Here is a 17,136-nt window from a genome sequence, read left to right as displayed (position 1 = left end):
ACCCAACGTGCCGCAACGACATCCGCAACCCGCCCATCCTGCCGACGGCATTTACTTCGGGCTGATGTCGGGAACCAGCATGGACGGCGTCGATGGCGTCGCCGTGCGTTTCGAGACGGGCAAGGCGCCCGTCGTGCTCGCGGAAGCGTTCGTCGGCTTCGCGCAGTCGCTGCGCGACGCGCTGTTCGCGCTGCAGCAGCCCGGCGACAACGAAATCGATCGCGAATCGGTCGCGGCGAACGCGCTCGTCGCACGCTACGCGGTGTGCTGCCACGAGCTGCAGCGCACGGCCGGGCTGGCGCGCGACGACATCCGCGCGATCGGCGTGCACGGCCAGACGGTGCGGCATCGTCCGGAGCGCGGCTACACGCGTCAGCTCAACAATCCGGCGTTGCTCGCGGAGCTCGCGCATATCGACGTCATCGCCGATTTCCGCAGCCGCGACGTCGCGGCAGGCGGCCACGGCGCCCCGCTCGCGCCGGCATTTCATGCGACGGTGTTCGGGGCCGCCGGCGACACGCGGGTCGTCTGCAATCTCGGCGGGATCAGCAATATCACGATCCTGCCCGCCGCAGGCGGCGACGTGCGCGGCTTCGACTGCGGCCCCGCGAATGCGCTGCTCGACGCATGGGCGACACGCCACCTCGGCAAGCCGTACGACGACGGCGGCAAGTTCGCCGCGCGCGGAACCGTGCACGCGCCGCTGCTCGACGCGCTGCTCGCGGAACCGTACTTCACCGCGCCGCCGCCGAAGAGTACCGGCCGCGACCTGTTCAATCCCGCGTGGCTCGACGCGAAGCTGACGGCGTTCCCGCAGGTCGCGCCCGAAGACGTGCAGGCCACGCTGACCGCGCTCACGGCCGTGTCGGTCGCGCGCGAAATCGCGCAGCATGCGGCGGATTGCAGCGCCGTGTTCGTCTGCGGCGGCGGCGCGCGCAATCCTGTGCTGCTGGCCGCGCTGAAGGACGCACTGCGCGACGCCGGCGTGCCGGCGGCGGTCGACACCACTGCCGCGCTCGGCGTGCCGCCGCAGCAGGTCGAGGCGCTCGCGTTCGCGTGGCTCGCGTACCGCTTTACCGCCCGCCAGCCGGGAAATCTTGCAAGCGTGACCGGTGCGGCGGGCGAACGCGTGCTCGGCGCCCTCTACCCACGCTGACGACCCGCCAGCACGACGCACGCGTTCACGCCGCGCACGGGAATAAAAAAACGGGGCATGTAGCCCCGTTTTCATTCTGGCGAACCGGACACGTCCGTCGCGCGCTCAGACCGAGAACGACGAGCCGCACCCGCAGGTGGTCGTGGCATTCGGGTTCTTGATCACGAACTGGGCGCCATTGAGGTCGTCCTTGTAGTCGATCTCGGCGCCGACCAGATACTGGTAGCTCATCGAGTCGATCAGCAGCTGGACGCCATTCTTGTTCATCACGGTGTCGTCCTCGTTGACTTCCTCGTCGAACGTGAAGCCATACTGGAAGCCCGAGCAGCCGCCGCCTTGCACGAACACGCGCAGCTTCAGGTCGGGATTGCCCTCTTCGTCGATCAGTTGCTTGACCTTGTCGGCCGCGGCGTCGGTGAAGACGAACGGTACCGGCATTTCGGCCGTCGTTGCTGCGGATTCGGTAACAGCGTTCATGCGAACTCTCCAAAAAGCTTTAGCCGCTATTGTAGGGCCGATCAGAAGATCGTGCTGATGTCCATGAAATCAATAGGTTCTTGTTGATTTCAGTTCACGAAACGTTCCGCGGGCGCCGCCGCGCGGGCATAAAAAAACCGCCAGCGCGATGACTGGCGGTTTTTCGGGCGGACGCCGCCCGAAGGCGACGCGGCCATGAAGCGAAATTAACGCTTCGAGAACTGCTTTGCGCGGCGTGCCTTGCGCAGACCAACCTTCTTACGCTCGACTTCACGTGCATCGCGCGTGACGAAGCCTGCGTTCGACAGCGACGGCTTCAGCGTCGCATCGTAGTCGATCAGTGCGCGGGTGATGCCGTGACGCACTGCGCCTGCCTGGCCCGTTTCACCGCCGCCATTGACGTTGACCTTGATGTCGAACGTCTGGCCGTGGTTCGTGAGTTCCAGCGGCTGACGCACGATCATCAGCGACGTTTCACGCGAGAAGTAGTCAGCGATGGGCTTGCCGTTGACGATGATGTCGCCCTTGCCAGCCTTGATGAAGACACGTGCGACTGCGCTCTTGCGGCGGCCCGTGCCGTAGTTCCAGTTACCGATCATGTGGGCTCCCCTTAGATCTCGAGCGCCTTCGGCTGTTGAGCCGAGTGCGGATGCGTCGCTTCTGCGTAGACCTTCAGCTTCTTGATCATCGCGTAGCCGAGCGGGCCCTTCGGCAGCATGCCCTTGACCGCCTTCTCGAGCGCACGGCCCGGGAAGCGTTCCTGCATCTTGCCGAACGTCGTTTCATAGATACCGCCCGGGTAGCCCGAGTGACGGTAGTACTTCTTGTCCAGAGTCTTGTTGCCCGTGACCTTCAACTTGCTCGCGTTAATGATGATGATGAAATCACCAGTGTCGACGTGCGGGGTGAACTCAGGCTTGTGCTTGCCGCGCAGACGGCGTGCCACTTCGCTGGCAACACGGCCGAGAACCTTATCCGTCGCGTCAATCACGTACCATTCGCGCGTCACCTCATGGGCTTTTGCGGAAAACGTCTTCATGATCGATCCAAAAAAAATGCTTTGCCCGATGTGTTCTTCCTGCTTGTCTGAGTGCGCTTCGAGGCGCGGTGCAGGCTCTCCCTGTTCTTTTTCCGTGGGCATGAATGCGGAAAAGCCCTGAATTATAAAGGAAATACCGCGCCTCGGTCAAAGAGAATCCGCGTCCCGCGACACCCGGCGTCCGAAATGGGCCAAAATTCGGTCGTGCCCCATCTACGCTTGGCGAACCGACCGCCCGCGCCGGCACCCGTCGACGCGCGACACCTGACCTTGCCGCGCCCGACCGGCCAGATCCGAGAAAACGAACAAACAAGCATGATGAAACAACGACTTACACCCTTTCTCGCGGCTGCGCTGATGGCCGCCGCGGCACCTGCCACCGCAGCCCGGGCCGGTTGCGAGGCCAAGCTCGCAGCGCTCGACGCGCGCATCGCCGACGCGCGAGACGCGCATGCCGAAGATCGCGTCGCCCGCCTGCGCGCGGTGCGCGATCGCGTGCACCACTTCTGCGCCCGCAGCCGCGAGCACGCGTCCGCCGCCCACGCTTCGCCGCCGCCCGCACGTTCCGGCGAGGCGCCGGCCGCCACGGCGCCGGCGGCCGCAGCATCGCAGCCCGCCGCACGACAACCTGCGTAATTCACGTCCACCACGGATATCGGCGCGCGCAGCGTGCGCACCGATGTTTGCATTGGACGAAAAAAAGCCCGAACGGCTGGTTCGGGCTTAATCCACCTTAGGAGGAGGGTGGAGGAGACATTCGGAGGTTGCCGCAGCGCGACAACCAATGACACTTATTATACGAAGCGGTTGCCGACTGCACAAGAAAATTTGCATTACGAAATCGCACACCACAATGCGGGATTGTCGACGAATCGCCGGCATCGGAAATTTTTCTTTTAAAATCATCAAGTTCCGGCACATTTGCGACGAGCGGACACCGCCCCATCTAGAGCAAAACCCCTAAAGGCATCGTGGAATGCGCGCTGCGTCGGCGGGTGCGGCTGCCTGTTCGCCGGTCGGGCGTTTCGCTTCGTGCAGCGCATCAGCCGACCGTTGCGCCACGGGCTACAATGCAAGATCGAATCCGAATCAGGCAACGCTGGAGTGCAAGCATGGAATGCAAAGTAAGCTGGATGGGTCAGGACGGCATGGCGTTTTCGGCCCAGACCGGAAGCGGGCACCTCGTCGCGATGGACGGCGCGCCGGAGGGCGGCGGCCATAACCTCGCGCCGCGCCCGATGGAGATGGTGCTGGTCGGCACCGGCGGCTGCACTGCGTACGACGTCGTGCTGATCCTGAAGAAGAGCCGGCAGGAAGTCACCGGCTGCTCGGTCACGCTGAAGGCAGAACGCGCAAGCGAGGACCCGAAGGTGTTCACGAAGGTGCACTTCCACTTCACCGTCACGGGCCGCAACCTGAATCCGGCCACGGTCGAGCGCGCGATCAACCTGTCGCATGACAAGTACTGCTCCGCATCGATCATGATCGCGAAAACGGCCGAGCTGACGCACTCGTTCGACATCGTCGCGTCCTGAACGCGCGGCGGTCGCGCATGAAAAAAGGGCCGGCGCTCCGTGACGAGCGCCGGCCCTTTCGCATTCGAGCGGCAAAGCTGGCCGATAAGCCGGATTCTGTGCACGCCGCACGCCGAAGCGTGCCGCGCGTGGCAGTCATTCCTCTAGGCGCGCCATTGCTGACGCGCTCAAGCTTCCTACCCGCAGACGAGACGGGGGCCCCGTCCTGCATCCGAAAATGCGCGCCTGCCTACTTGGAATTGCTCCGGGTGGAGGTTACCGTGCCGGCGAACGTCGCCGTCGCCGCGGTGCGCTCTTACCGCACCGTTTCACCCTTACCTGATCCCGGCTTGCGCCGGGCCATCGGCGGTTTGCTTTCTGTTGCCCTGTTCCGCGTGTCGCCACGGATGGCCGTTAGCCATCACCCTGCCCTGTGGAGTCCGGACTTTCCTCGCCCCTGCCTGCCCGAAGGCGGCAAGGCCGCGACTGCCTAGCCTGCTTTGCGATGCGCATTCTAGCACTGCGCGCCGTCGGCGGCAGCCCGACTGCGGCGGCCGCTGCGGAACACGGCCGGATCGTCGTAAAACGACGGCGCCGCATTCGCATCGCACCAGCCCGGCACGCCGAGCACCGGCAGCGGCGCGAAATCGCGGCTCGTCAGCGCGCGCGTCGCGAGTTCGCCGGCGATCTGCGCATCGACATGCGCGGCACGCTGCGCGTCGGGCCACGAAAAATAGTCGTCACTCACTTCGACGATCCACGTGTGTGCGGTGCAGGACTTGTAAGGCGCGACGAGCTTCTCGAGCAGCGCATGGCCGACGAGCCGGGCCTCGCAACGCGCGCCCCACGCGTCGCGCGCGGCAACCAGAAGCTGCTTCCAGTCGAAGCCGCGCAGCGCATCGGCGAGCGTGCGGTCGGCCGTCACGAACAGCGCGGCGTTTTCATCGAACAGCGTCAGCGCATCGCGCAGTGTGCCGCGCACGGGCCCGACACCGCCCGCCGCGTCGATCGCCGCGGCCTGGCGTGCGTTCAGCGCGGCCTTGATACGCGGATATGCGAACCAGACGAGTGCATTGAAGAAGTCGTGCAGATTGTGGCGGGTCGGCACGCGGCCCGTGTCGGCGATATGGGTTTCGTACGCGATGCCCGCCGGGAGCTCGGCCTGCGGCGCGAACCGCAGCGGCTTGCCGCGGCCGCTCGCGCGCGCGCCGCCGCGCAGCGCGTCGTTCAGCGCATCGAGCAACGCGGGCTCGCCGGCGATCGCGGCGGCCTGCAGCGCACGCCCGTGCACGCGATAAGGCGCGAGCCACGGCGCGGACCAGTCGATCCGCGCGAACGCCGCCGCCCCGCTGCCGTCCGTCTGGCCGGCGCCGCGCGGCGGCGAGCCGGTCATGCGAATTTCCAGCCGATCGTTTCGCCGGCGCGCAGCGGCACGACCGGCGTATCTCCGGCGAAAACCTCGCGCGGCAATTCCCACGTCTCGCGACGCAGCGTGATCGTGTCGGTGCTGTGCGGAAGCCCGTAGAAATCGGCGCCGAAGCGGCTCGCGAAATTTTCCAGCTTGTCGAGCGCGCCCGCCTGGTCGAATGCTTCCGCGTACAGCTCGAGCGCGTGCAGGGCCGTGTAGCAGCCCGCGCAGCCGCACGCGGTTTCCTTCGCGCCGCGCGCGTGCGGCGCGCTGTCGGTGCCGAGGAAGAAGCGCGGGTTGCCCGACGTCGCTGCTTCGACGAGCGCGACGCGGTGCGTCTCGCGCTTGAGCACCGGCAGGCAGTAGTAGTGCGGGCGAATCCCGCCGACGAACAACGCGTTGCGGCTGTACAGCATGTGCTGCGGCGTGATCGTCGCGCCGAGCAGGCCCGGCGCCGCGTCGGCGTCGCGCACGTAGTCGGCCGCATCCTTCGTCGTGATGTGCTCGAACACGACCTTCAGGCCCGGAAAATCGCGGCGCAGCGGCGTCATTACACGGTCGATGAACACCTTCTCGCGATCGAACATGTCGACCGCCGGATCGGTCACTTCGCCGTGCACGAGCAGCGGCATGCCGGTTTCCTGCATCACCTCGAGCGTCTTCGCGCACTTCGCGAGATCGCTGACGCCATGGTCGGAATTCGTTGTCGCGCCGGCCGGATACAGCTTCACGCCGTGCACGAAGCCGCTATCGCGCGCGCGGCGGATTTCGTCGGGCGCCGTGTTGTCGGTCAGGTACAGCGTCATCAGCGGCTCGAACGCCATCCCCGCCGGCAGTGCGGCGAGGATCCGCTCGCGATACGCTTGCGCGTGCGCGGTGGTCGTGACGGGCGGCTTCAGGTTCGGCATCACGATCGCACGGGCGAACTGGCGCGCTGTGTGCGGCAGCACCGCGGCCAGCATGTCGCCGTCGCGCAGGTGCAGGTGCAGGTCGTCGGGACGGGCGAGCGTGAGCGTCGCCGGAGAGGAAGCGTTCGAGGCAGTCATAGGAGGCGTCGTGAGGAACGGGCTGGCCATCTGCGGGGCCGGAACGCGTGCGCGGGCCGACTGACGGCAAACCGCAACACGCGGCCTTCGGCCGGCGGAATCCGCTTTTTACCGCTCGAGGCTCGGTGATATGCTAGGAGCCACATTGTACCGGGGTTCACCCGGTTGGTTACCCTGCTTCCGCGCCCCGCCCCAAGTAAAATGTGCCAACTCCTAGGAATGAACTGCGCCGCACCGACGGACGTCACATTCTCCTTCACGGGTTTCGCGGCCCGGGGCGGCCTCACCGATCACCATGCCGACGGCTGGGGAATCGCGTTCTTCGAGGACAAGGCGTGCCGCCTCTTCATCGACCACCAGGCATCGGCCACGTCGCCGATCGCCGAGATGGTGAAGCGCTATCCGATCAAGTCCAAGAACACGATCGCGCACATCCGCAAGGCCACGCAGGGCCACATCCTGCTCGAGAACAGCCATCCTTTCATGCGCGAGCTGTGGGGACGCCACTGGATCTTCGCGCATAACGGCGATCTGCAGGACTACGAACCCGATCTCGACGGCAGCGTCTACCATCCGGTCGGCACCACCGACAGCGAGAAGGCGTTCTGCGTGCTGATGCAGGGGCTGCGCGAAGCGTTTCCCGGCGCCCAGCCGCCGTTGCCGGAGCTGTTCGAGCGCGTTGGCGAGCTGACGCGCGGGATCACCGATCACGGCGTGTTCAATTTCCTGATGTCGAACGGCCAGGCGCTGTTCGCGCACTGCTCGACGCGGCTGCACTACCTCGTGCGTCGCTGGCCGTTCTCGACCGCGCATCTGGTCGACGAAGACCTGTCGATCGACTTCGCGAAATACACGACGCCCGAGGATCGCGTCGCGGTAATCGCCACGCAGCCGCTGACCGACAACGAAGTCTGGACCTCGTTCGAACCGGGCGAGCTGATCATGTTCCAGTGCGGCGACGTCGCCGCGCGCATGCAGATTCCGGTTCCCGAACGCGTGCTCGAGAAACTGCGCAACCCGGCGCTCGACGCATCGGCGTCCGCGCCGTGCGCGGACGCGCGTCTCGAAGCGCTCGCGGCAACCGCCGCGAACGACGCCGACGACGCGATCGACTTCTGAGCGGCGTCGTTTCGGCGTCGCTCCCGCTTCTCGCTTCCCGTCACATCGCGATGCAGTGTCGCAGCGGCCGGCGGCCGCTCGCTCGCTTGTCGCGTCGCATTGTCCGCCGCTGAACCAGCCTCACGATCGGTAGAAAATCGCGCCGCTCAGCCGCCGGCAGTCCCGCTTTCGTTTCATACACGCCACACATTCGCATGCCGCACGGGATTCACACAACATTCGCTTGATTTTATTAATGTTCCCGAGAAAATAACAAATACACGGCACAAATAATCCAGCCAACTCGCACTTATATAATCCGGAAGCCCGATATTATCGCGCCCGCCCTCTGCGAACAGTGCGCCAGATCACCGATTCCCCACGCGACATTCCGCCCCCGAAAAACTACAACAAACCCTTGACCCACAAGGCTTTCAGTTCGATCAATCACACAATTCAAAAAGACACGACAAAATCGTCGCTATCACCACATTTCTCATTTTTTGATTATCTACCTGGCGCACCGATTAGTAGACTGCCTCCGTCCTCGGTGTAACGGATCACGATTGGCGCGATATCGGCAACGCGGCAATGGCTGTCGCGCGCCCTTTTTTCGCCATTTTCCCGCCGTGGAATGCGCTTTCACCGCGCCGCGGTGGATATCACTTCAAAAAAAGAAAGAGGGGCATGTCGTGAATCATTCATTTCGATCGATATGGAGCGAAGCCGCCGGCTGCTGGGTCGCGGTGGCGGAAACGACTCGTGCGCGCGGCAAGCGCTCCGGCCGGGAATCGCGCGCGAGCCGCCGTGCAGGCCGCCCGGCACTGCGCCGCTCCGCGCTGCGGGCCGCCGTGCTCGGCACCGCACTGGCCGTGCTGCCGGCCGGTTACGCGTACGCATCGGCCTGCGGCGACGGTTCACCGGTCGCGAGCGGCGGCAGTTGCACGCCGGGCAGCTTCAGCCCGACGGTCAACGACAACCTCGCGGGCGCGACGCAGGTCGCGGGCGGCGATACGGTCGGCGTGACCGGCGCGTGGACGAGCCAGAACGCCGGCGACGCCGGCTACACGCGCGTTCCGTTCGGCACGACGACGATCGTGTCGGGGAATCCGGACCAGCCGCTCGTCTCGCTCGGCGGCAAGACCCAGAGCGTGAGCACGCCCGATTCGATCACAAGCACGCACACGTCGGTCGCCACGTACAACTCGTCCGCGTTTGCCGCGTCGACGGCCGGCGCGACCAACGTGCCCGTTTATCGCGACGTGAACGGCGACCAGTACGTGAACACGCGCATCGGCACCGTCGACCGTTCCGGCGGCACGCTGAACGTGTCGATCGGCAACCCGGCGAACGCGCCGGACGCAGCCGGCAACGCGATCACGCTCGCCGCGAAGCAAACCGATCTCGCATTCGCCGACGGCACGGGCTCGACGCCGAGCGTCGTCAACTGGAATGGGCGCAACCGCGTCTGGTTCACGACCGGCGACTACCTCGCAAGCGGCGGCCCGGTCGGCAACCTGCAGCTCGACGTACCGGCCTATGCAGGCACCTTCACGGCGTTCGACGGCAGCACGTGGACCGTCAACGACGCCGCATCGCTCGCGGCCTACAACGACTTCCTCGTGCGTTCGGTGAAAAGCGGCGCGCTCGGCTCGCAGGCCGCATACGATACTGCGTTCGGCCAGGCCGTCACGTTCACGCAGCAAAACTTCCAGTACGCGAACAACGTGTCCGCCGGCGACAAGAACACACTGCAGATCGATCATCTGTCGGTGATGCACGGCACAGGCGCGAATGCGACGCTGCACATCGGCCACGACGGGCAGATCGATTTTCGCGGCACCAGCACGATCGAATCGAGCTCGGCCGTCCTCGCGGAAAACGGCGCGCACTTCGTCAACGACGGCCGCCTGTCCGGCGATTTCACGCTGGTGCGCCTGCTCACCGGCGCGAGCGGCGTCAACAACGGTGTGATCTCGTCCGGCTACGCGGCCGGCGACAACGTCGACACGAGCAGCAGCACGCCGCCCGACAATTTCGGGTTCCACGCGTACACCGAAGGCAACGGCGTGTACGCGAGCGGCACCGGCACCACGTTCGTGAACAACGGCGTGATGAACGTCGGCGCATGGACGCTCGACGGCAATCGTCCCGACCTGCAGAACTACGCGGTGGGCGTGACGTCGGGCGCGAGTGCGTCGAATGCCGGCACGATCAACGTCGGCGTGAACGCGACGACGCTCGACAGCCAGGTGATCGGCGGGTTCGCGGCCGGCGGCAGCTTCACGAACGAGGCCGGCGGCACGATCTATCTCGGCCGCGCGGCCCAGTACGGGCCGGGCGCCGCGGCGAACGACGTTGCGCTGTCCGCGCATGCGTACGGAATCCTGCTTGGCGCGTCCGGGACCGCCACCAACGTCGGCTCGATCGTGATCGGCTCGCAGACGCAAAACGGCGCCGCAATGGCAAGCATCGGCTCGGCTTCCGGCACGCTGCACAACGCCGGTTCGATCGTCGTGAACGGGGCGGCGCCCGGCACGCCGCTCGCCAACGTCGGCATGCTCGCCGCCAACACCGCGGCGACCGTGACCAACACCGGCACGATCTCGTTGAACGGCGTAAACGGCATCGGCCTCATGGTGGTCGGCACCGGCTCGACCGCGACGGCCGCGACGTCGACCGGCACGATCGACGTCGCCGGCGGCCTGGATCCGGCATCGGACACGCGCAATTACGGCGTGTGGGCCGAAGGCGCGCGCGCGAAGGCCACGGTCGACGGCGCGCTGAACCTGACGGGCACCGGCGCGATCGGCGTGCATGCACGCTCGGGCGCCACCATCGACGTCGGGCCGAACGCGGTACCGCGCTTCATGTCGGGTACGAACCAGACCGGTTTCTACGCGTATGGCGCAGGGTCGCAGATCAACGTCGCCGCACAGCACCTGAGCGTCGATACCGACGATTCGACGCTGTTCCGCATCGCGGGCGGCGCGGCCTACACGGGCGCGTCGGCTGCCGGCACGCTGACGACGGACGTAAACGGCGAACGCGCGCGCGGCGTGCTGGCGACCGGCGCCGGCACGACGCTGTCGACCGGCAACGCCGTCTACAACGTCAACGGTGCGAATGGCATTGCGGTGACGGTCGAGGGCGGCGCGCAGGGTGCGATCGATCCCGGCGCGACGATCAACCTGAACGCGGCCGGCGCGATCGCGGGCGTCGTCGACGGCCAGGCGCACGACCTCGCCGGCGCGAACGCCGGTGCGCCGGTCGCGACGACGCTGGCCAACGATGCGGCGGTCACGTCGTCGAACGCCGGCGTGACCGGTTTCGTCGCGCAGAACCTCGGCACGCTCGCGAACCGCAACACCGTACTGCTGACCGGCGCCGGCTCGACAGGCGTCGTGGTCGGCGCGCTCGGCACGGTGAACAACGCGTCGACGATCCGCGTATCGAACGGCACCGGCGCGCTCGTGCAGGGCGCATCGGCGACGCTGACGAATGCCGGCACGATCGAAGCCGACGACGGCATCGCAGGCGTGCATCTGACCGGCTCGGGTGCATCGGTCGCGTTGTCGGGCACCGGCGCCGTCGTCGCGAACGGCAGCGCCGATGGCGTGCTGGTCGACTCGACGGTGTCCGACGGCGGGATCGCGGCCGGCGCGACGTCGATCGCGGTGCGCGGCACCGGCAACGGCATCGACAACCGCGGCACGAACACGACGATCGCGCTATCGGGCACGCAGCTCGCCACGACAGGCAACGGCGGCGACGCGGTGTCGTCGACGGGTGCCGGTGCGCGCATCGCCGCGAACGCGGCGAGCGCCGTACGTACCGTCGGCGACAACGCGCGCGGCTTCTTCGTGACGGGCGCGGACGCAACGTTGTCGATCGACGGCTCGACCATCGCAACGACCGGGGCCGGCGCACACGCGGTCGTCGCGGGCAGCGGCGCGACCGCACTGCTGTCGGGCGCGAAGCTCTCCACCGCCGGCGCGGCAGCGGACGGCCTCGTCGCGCAGAACGGCGGCCGCATCGGGGACGCGGGCTCGTCGATCGCGAGCGCGGCGGGCAACGGCGCACGCGTCGACGGTGGCGGCGTGCTCGCGCTGACCGGCACGACGCTCAACGGCGCGACGGCCGGCGTGCTCGGCACCGACACGCTCGCGACCGGCGCGACGAGCACGGTGCTGGTCGACGGCGGCAGTGTCGCGTCCGTCGCCGGGCCGGCATTCGCCGCGCGCGGCGGCGTCATCGACATCGCGGTGCGCAACGGCACCGTCGTGACGGCCGGCAACGGCACGCTGCTGGACCTCTCGAACGGCAGCACCGCGACCTTCAACGCATCTGCCGTGAATCTTGCCGGCGACATCGTGTCGGACGCGTCGAGCAACGGCAACGTGTTCCTGACGAACGGCACGACGCTGACCGGCAAGATCGATCCGGTGGCGCTGAGCATCGACGGTTCGAGCGCCTGGCACATGACCGGCAGTTCGGTATTGAGCAGCCTGAACAATGCCGGCCTGGTCGCGTTCGCCGCACCGTCCGGCGCACCGGCGACAGCGGGCAGCTACACGACGCTGACGACGGGCAGCTATGTCGGCAACGGCGGCACGATCGCGCTGCACACTTACCTCGGCGCCGACGCATCGCCGACCGACAGGCTGATCGTGAACGGCGGCGCCGCAAGTGGCACAACCGGGCTGAAGATCGCGAACACGGCCGGCAGCGGCGCGCAGACGACAGGTGACGGAATTCCGGTCGTGCTGACCGCCAACGGCGGCACGACGGCCGCGTCGGCGTTCCATCTCGCGGGCCCGGTACAGGCCGGCGCGTATGAATACCGGCTCTACCGCGGCGGACAAAGCGATGCGAACGGCTGGTACCTGCGTTCGCAGCTGGACCCGACGTCCCCCGGCGATCCCGTCGGTCCGTCCACGATCGACGGCGGCGGCGCCGGCGCCGGCGCCGGCAACAATCTCGCGTACCGTCCGGGCGTGGCGGGCTACGCGATGACGCCGCTGCTGAACGCCGACTACGGCTTCTCGACGCTCGGCAAGCTGCACGAACGCGTCGGCGACATCTACAACCTCGAGAAGCAGGCACCGGGCAACCGCGACGGCGTGTGGGGCCGCATCGGCGGACAGAGCCTCGACGCAAACGCGGGCCGCTTCGCGGCCGACGAGCGCACGTTCTTCGCGCAGTTCGGCAAGGACTGGACGCTCGACCAGGCGCCCGCAGGCGGCAGCACGCACGCGGGCGTGACGGCGAGCATCGGCGTCGCGAACGCCAGCTTCAGCGACATGGCGCGCGCCGCCGCGCCAGGCTTGTCGACGTCGACGGGCTCGGTCGAGATGCATGCGCAGAGCGTCGGCGGCTACTGGACGCGCTACCTGTCCGACGGCACCTACTTCGACACCGTGGGCCAGGTCACGCACTACGGCAACCGCTATCGCGACAGCTACGGCAACGAGGCGTCGCAGAACGGTTTCGGCATCGCGCTGTCGCAGGAAGTCGGCAAGCCGTTCGCGATCGGCGGCCTGCCGGTCGCGGTCGAGCCGCAGGCGCAGTTGATGTATCAGTATCTGAAGCTGAACGGGTTCAACGACAACGTGTCGGCCGTATCGGGCACGACGTCGAATGCGCTGCGCGGACGCGCCGGCGTGCGGATCTTCCGGCCGAACCTCGATGCGAACGCGGGCGGCGGCGCCGCGACGCCGTACTTCACGGCCGACGTGCTGCACGACTTCCTGTCGCCGGGCCAGACGGTGGTGGGCGGCACGCCGTTCGCGACACAGCTGGACCGCACGTGGTACGAGCTCGGCCTCGGCGTGACCGCAGGCTTCGGCAAGTCCGGCGAGCTGTACGCGAACGTCAAATATGCGCGCAACATCGGCGGCGACTACCGGCGCGGCATCACCGGGCAGGTCGGCTACCGGTACAGCTGGTAGCGCGGCGCGGGCGCCGGGCGCCGGGCGCCGGCGAAAAAAAACCGCCCGGTGTTCGGCCGGGCGGTTTTCACATGGCGCACGCGTGTCGCGTGCGCGATCGACGAGCGCTCAATGCAGGATTTTCGCGAGGAAGTCCTTCGCGCGATCCGACTTCGGATTCGAGAAGAAATCGTCCTTGCGGTCGTCCTCGACGATCGCGCCCTTGTCCATGAAGATCACGCGATGGGCGACCTTCTTCGCGAAGCCCATTTCGTGCGTGACGACCATCATCGTCATCCCTTCCTGCGCGAGCTCGACCATCACGTCGAGCACTTCGTTGATCATCTCCGGATCGAGCGCGGACGTCGGCTCGTCGAACAGCATGGCGATCGGGTCCATCGACAGCGCACGCGCGATCGCGACCCGCTGCTGCTGGCCGCCGGACAGCTGGCCCGGAAACTTGTGCGCATGGGCCTTCAGGCCGACGCGATCGAGCAGCTTCATGCCCTTGTCGGCCGCTTCGTCCTTGCCGCGGCCGAGCACCTTGATCTGCGCGAGCGTCAGGTTCTCGGTGATCGACAGGTGCGGGAACAGCTCGAAATGCTGGAACACCATCCCGACCTTCGAGCGCAGCTTCGACAGGTTCGTCTTCTTGTCGCCGACCGACTGGCCGTTCACGAGGATCTCGCCCTGCTGGAACGGCTCGAGGCCGTTCACGGTCTTGATCAGCGTCGACTTGCCCGAGCCCGACGGACCGCACACCACGACCACTTCGCCCTTCTTGACCTCGGTCGTGCAATCGGTGAGGACCTGAAACTGGCCGTACCACTTCGAAACGTTCTTGATGGAAATCATCTTGTGACCTTTTTCTGGAGACCTTTGACGAGGGCAGACGCCACCGAGCAAATCACGAAATAGCATGCACCCGCGAACAGGACCATCTCGACGGTCGTGCCATCGCGATCGCCGATGTTCGCGGCCGTGCGGAAGAAGTCCGCGAGACTGATCACGTACACGAGCGACGTATCCTGGAACAGAACAATCGCCTGCGTGAGCAGCAGCGGCACCATCGCGCGGAACGCCTGGGGCAGGATCACGAGGCGCATCGCCTGCGCGTAGTTCATGCCGAGCGCGAACGCGGCGTTGACCTGCCCGCGCGGCACCGCCTGGATGCCGGCGCGGATGATCTCGGAATAATACGCGGCTTCGAACAGCGAGAACGCGACCATCGCCGAGGCGAGCCGAATGTCGATCGTCGGCGACAGCCCGAGCACGCCCTGCAACACCTGCGGCACGATCAGGAAGAACCACAGCAACACCATCACGAGCGGAATCGAGCGGAACACCGTCACGTACGCCTTCGCGAACCACGCGAGCGGCTTCACGCCGGACAGCCGCATCAGCGCCAGCAGCGTGCCCCAGACGATGCCGACGACGATCGCGATCAGCGTGATCTTGAACGTGACGATCGCGCCCGACCACAGCGTCGGAACCGCGCCGGGAATACTACTCCAGTCGAACTGATGCATCACTTGCCTCCGATGTAGCCGGGCAGCCGCGTGCGGCCTTCGATCCAGCGCATGAACGCCATCACGACGAGGTTGATCAGCACGTACGCGAGCGTCACCGCGATGAACGACTCGTAGGTCTGCGCGGTGTAGTCGACGAGCTGGCGCGCCTGCGCGGACAGGTCGAGCAGGCCGATCGTCGACGCAACGGCCGAGTTCTTGAAGATGTTCAGGAACTCCGACGTGAGCGGCGGCACGATGATCCGGTAAGCAACGGGCAGCAGCACGTAGCGATACGTCTGCCATTGCGTGAAGCCCATCGCGAGGCCGGCCGCGCGCTGGCCTTTCGGCAGCGCGTTGATCCCCGAGCGCACCTGTTCGCACACGCGGGCGCCCGTGAACAGGCCGAGACAGACGATCGATGCGGTGAAGAACTGCGTGGTCGGCGGCAACTGCTTGATCCACGTGCCGATCGATGCGGGCAGCAGTTCGGGCACGACCAGGTACCAGACGAAGAACTGCACGATCAACGGAATGTTCCGGAAGATCGACACGTAGACAGTGCCGATCGCCGACAGCCATCTGTTCGGCACCGTGCGCAGCACGCCGAACAGCGAGCCGACGATCAGCGCGATGACCCAGGCGACGAGCGATACCTCGATCGTCACCCAGAAGCCGGACAGCAGCCAGCCGAAGTACGTCGTCGGCTCGCCGGTCGACACGGGGCTCAGGAATACGCCCCAGTTCCAGTGGTAAGACATGGGCAAGACTCCAGCAAAAAGAAACGGAAGAAGCGTGGCCTCTTCCGTTTCAGTAGCGTCAATTCTGCGTCAACGGCCGCGTGGTCAGTCGAGCGCCTTGTCGTTCGGGTTCGCGTACAGCTTCTTCATCGACTCGGACAGCGGGAAGTTGAGGTTCAGCCCCTTCGGCGGGATCGGATTCTCGAACCACTTCGCGTAGATCTTCGCGGCTTCGCCGGACTTCTCGACTTGCGAGATCGCATCGTCGACGACCTTCTTGAAGTCTGCATCGCCCTTGCGCATCATGCAGCCGTACGCTTCTTCCGATTGCGGCGTGCCGACGATCACCCACTCGCCCGGCTGCTTCGCCTTCGCGCGCTCGCCCGCGAGCAGTGCGTCGTCCATCATGAACGCGACCGCGCGGCCCGATTCAAGCGTGTTGAACGAGTCGCCGTGGTCCTTCGCGCTGATGATGTTCATGCCCATCTGCTTGTCGTTGTTCATCTTGCGCAGCAAGCGCTCGGACGTCGTGCCGGCGGTCGTCACGACCGTCTTGCCCTTCAGGTCCGCGAAATCCTTGATGCCCGAATCCTTCTTCGTCATCAGGCGCGTGCCGATCACGAAGATCGTGTCGGAGAACGCGGCCTGCTGTTGACGCTCGACGTTGTTGGTGGTCGAGCCGCACTCGATGTCGACCGTGCCGTTCTGCACGAGCGGGATGCGGTTCTGCGACGTGACCGGGATGTTCTTCACCTGCAGGTTCGGCAGGTTCAGCTTCTTTTTCACCGCGTCGACGACCTTCATCTGGAAATCGCGCGAGTAGCCGACCACCTGCTGGTTCTGGTCGTAATAGGAGAACGGAATCGACGATTCGCGGTGGCCCAGCGCGATCACGCCCGTGTCCTTGATCTTCTTCAGCGTGCCGGTCTCCTGTGCTTGCGCGCCGCTTGCGAACGCGCACAGCGCCGCGACCATCAGGACTGCCTTGTGGTATTTCATTTTTGGTCATCTCCTTGGCTTAAACCCGCGCCAGTGTATCAAAGTAATATTTTTGAAAGTACTGGTTGTTTACCGCACTACGAATCGCCCTGTGAGAAGCCGTCCTCCCGGCTTCGGACACCCCGGATGCGCGCGCGGGCGGTGCCGGATTCGGCACCGCCCGCGGGGGTTCATGCACGCAATCGCGTGGATTGCGTCATGGTGCGATCGAAGTCAACCGG

General features: G+C 66.1%; 14 protein-coding genes and 1 other RNA gene. 5 read left to right on the top strand and 10 right to left on the bottom strand.

Going from position 1 to position 17,136, the window contains the following annotated elements:
- The first annotated feature begins 7 nt into the window (after positions 1-7).
- Positions 8-1,156: an anhydro-N-acetylmuramic acid kinase gene (locus WK25_RS03280; RefSeq protein ID WP_040144877.1), complete on the top strand. Its 1,149-nt coding sequence runs from the start codon at positions 8-10 to the stop codon at positions 1,154-1,156.
- 105 nt (positions 1,157-1,261) lie between these two features.
- Here WK25_RS03280 and erpA read toward each other — a convergent pair whose 3' ends face one another.
- The 3 genes from erpA to rplM form a co-directional block, all read right to left on the bottom strand.
- The gene (gene erpA, locus WK25_RS03275) at positions 1,262-1,633 is read right to left on the bottom strand and encodes an iron-sulfur cluster insertion protein ErpA (RefSeq protein WP_006751888.1); all 372 of its coding nucleotides are present in this window, start codon (positions 1,631-1,633) and stop codon (positions 1,262-1,264) included.
- Positions 1,634-1,839: 206 nt separating this feature from the next.
- Positions 1,840-2,232 carry a 30S ribosomal protein S9 gene (gene rpsI, locus WK25_RS03270; protein WP_011883283.1) on the bottom strand — a complete coding sequence of 131 codons (393 nt, stop codon included), beginning with the start codon at positions 2,230-2,232 and terminating at the stop codon, positions 1,840-1,842.
- An 11-nt stretch (positions 2,233-2,243) separates the two neighbouring features.
- Positions 2,244-2,672, bottom strand: a complete 429-nt coding sequence (gene rplM, locus WK25_RS03265) for a 50S ribosomal protein L13 (RefSeq protein WP_009687896.1) — start codon at positions 2,670-2,672, stop codon at positions 2,244-2,246.
- 315 nt (positions 2,673-2,987) lie between these two features.
- On the opposite strand from rplM, the gene WK25_RS03260 reads away from it, so the two are divergent.
- Both WK25_RS03260 and WK25_RS03255 read left to right on the top strand, forming a co-directional pair.
- Complete coding sequence (locus WK25_RS03260) at positions 2,988-3,308, top strand: DUF1090 family protein (protein ID WP_059547891.1); 321 nt, start codon at positions 2,988-2,990, stop codon at positions 3,306-3,308.
- 434 nt (positions 3,309-3,742) lie between these two features.
- Complete coding sequence (locus WK25_RS03255) at positions 3,743-4,207, top strand: OsmC family protein (RefSeq protein ID WP_080294563.1); 465 nt, start codon at positions 3,743-3,745, stop codon at positions 4,205-4,207.
- Positions 4,208-4,276: 69 nt separating this feature from the next.
- On the opposite strand, the gene rnpB is transcribed toward WK25_RS03255, so the two are convergent.
- The 3 genes from rnpB to pyrC all read right to left on the bottom strand — a co-directional run bounded on the left by rnpB (position 4,277) and on the right by pyrC (position 6,640).
- An RNA gene (gene rnpB / locus WK25_RS03250) (RNase P RNA component class A) lies at positions 4,277-4,688 on the bottom strand.
- A 12-nt stretch (positions 4,689-4,700) separates the two neighbouring features.
- Positions 4,701-5,579, bottom strand: coding sequence for a DUF3025 domain-containing protein (locus WK25_RS03245; protein ID WP_069240972.1), 879 nt, complete (start codon positions 5,577-5,579; stop codon positions 4,701-4,703).
- Complete coding sequence (pyrC, locus tag WK25_RS03240) at positions 5,576-6,640, bottom strand: dihydroorotase (RefSeq protein WP_040143417.1); 1,065 nt, start codon at positions 6,638-6,640, stop codon at positions 5,576-5,578. The genes WK25_RS03245 and pyrC overlap by 4 nt, the downstream gene beginning before the upstream one ends.
- A gap of 201 nt (positions 6,641-6,841) precedes the next feature.
- Here pyrC and WK25_RS03235 point away from each other — a divergent pair, with 201 nt between their 5' ends.
- Entirely contained in the window at positions 6,842-7,759 is a 918-nt protein-coding gene (locus WK25_RS03235) for a class II glutamine amidotransferase (RefSeq protein ID WP_040143416.1), read from the top strand.
- Positions 7,760-8,430: 671 nt separating this feature from the next.
- Complete coding sequence (locus WK25_RS03230; protein WP_069240971.1) at positions 8,431-13,689, top strand: autotransporter outer membrane beta-barrel domain-containing protein; 5,259 nt, start codon at positions 8,431-8,433, stop codon at positions 13,687-13,689.
- A gap of 108 nt (positions 13,690-13,797) precedes the next feature.
- Here WK25_RS03230 and WK25_RS03225 read toward each other — a convergent pair whose 3' ends face one another.
- The 4 genes from WK25_RS03225 to WK25_RS03210 all read right to left on the bottom strand — a co-directional run bounded on the left by WK25_RS03225 (position 13,798) and on the right by WK25_RS03210 (position 16,915).
- Positions 13,798-14,523, bottom strand: coding sequence for an amino acid ABC transporter ATP-binding protein (locus tag WK25_RS03225; protein ID WP_040143414.1), 726 nt, complete (start codon positions 14,521-14,523; stop codon positions 13,798-13,800).
- Entirely contained in the window at positions 14,520-15,197 is a 678-nt protein-coding gene (gene gltK / locus WK25_RS03220) for a glutamate/aspartate ABC transporter permease GltK (protein ID WP_040143413.1), read from the bottom strand. Before gltK ends, WK25_RS03225 begins: the two co-directional genes overlap by 4 nt.
- Positions 15,197-15,937: an amino acid ABC transporter permease gene (locus WK25_RS03215; RefSeq protein ID WP_040143412.1), complete on the bottom strand. Its 741-nt coding sequence runs from the start codon at positions 15,935-15,937 to the stop codon at positions 15,197-15,199. The genes gltK and WK25_RS03215 overlap by 1 nt, the downstream gene beginning before the upstream one ends.
- Before the next feature lie 84 nt (positions 15,938-16,021).
- Complete coding sequence (locus WK25_RS03210; RefSeq protein WP_040143411.1) at positions 16,022-16,915, bottom strand: glutamate/aspartate ABC transporter substrate-binding protein; 894 nt, start codon at positions 16,913-16,915, stop codon at positions 16,022-16,024.
- Between the last annotated feature and the right edge of the window lie 221 nt (positions 16,916-17,136).

Source organism: Burkholderia latens (assembly GCF_001718795.1).
Lineage (GTDB): Bacteria > Pseudomonadota > Gammaproteobacteria > Burkholderiales > Burkholderiaceae > Burkholderia > Burkholderia latens_A.
Note: the sequence above shows the minus strand (reverse complement) of the source record. Positions and strands in the feature narration are given on the sequence as shown.

What these genes read in the sequence shown, in the direction of transcription:
- rpsI (WP_011883283.1), bottom strand. Translation starts at nt 2,232, where the DNA reads ATGATCGGTAACTGGAACTACGGCACGGGCCGCCGCAAGAGCGCAGTC.
- WK25_RS03235 (WP_040143416.1), top strand. Translation starts at nt 6,842, where the DNA reads ATGTGCCAACTCCTAGGAATGAACTGCGCCGCACCGACGGACGTCACA.
- WK25_RS03260 (WP_059547891.1), top strand. Translation starts at nt 2,988, where the DNA reads ATGATGAAACAACGACTTACACCCTTTCTCGCGGCTGCGCTGATGGCC.
- WK25_RS03255 (WP_080294563.1), top strand. Translation starts at nt 3,743, where the DNA reads ATGCAAGATCGAATCCGAATCAGGCAACGCTGGAGTGCAAGCATGGAA.
- erpA (WP_006751888.1), bottom strand. Translation starts at nt 1,633, where the DNA reads ATGAACGCTGTTACCGAATCCGCAGCAACGACGGCCGAAATGCCGGTA.
- WK25_RS03215 (WP_040143412.1), bottom strand. Translation starts at nt 15,937, where the DNA reads ATGTCTTACCACTGGAACTGGGGCGTATTCCTGAGCCCCGTGTCGACC.
- WK25_RS03210 (WP_040143411.1), bottom strand. Translation starts at nt 16,915, where the DNA reads ATGAAATACCACAAGGCAGTCCTGATGGTCGCGGCGCTGTGCGCGTTC.
- WK25_RS03225 (WP_040143414.1), bottom strand. Translation starts at nt 14,523, where the DNA reads ATGATTTCCATCAAGAACGTTTCGAAGTGGTACGGCCAGTTTCAGGTC.
- rplM (WP_009687896.1), bottom strand. Translation starts at nt 2,672, where the DNA reads ATGAAGACGTTTTCCGCAAAAGCCCATGAGGTGACGCGCGAATGGTAC.
- gltK (WP_040143413.1), bottom strand. Translation starts at nt 15,197, where the DNA reads ATGCATCAGTTCGACTGGAGTAGTATTCCCGGCGCGGTTCCGACGCTG.
- WK25_RS03245 (WP_069240972.1), bottom strand. Translation starts at nt 5,579, where the DNA reads ATGACCGGCTCGCCGCCGCGCGGCGCCGGCCAGACGGACGGCAGCGGG.
- pyrC (WP_040143417.1), bottom strand. Translation starts at nt 6,640, where the DNA reads ATGACTGCCTCGAACGCTTCCTCTCCGGCGACGCTCACGCTCGCCCGT.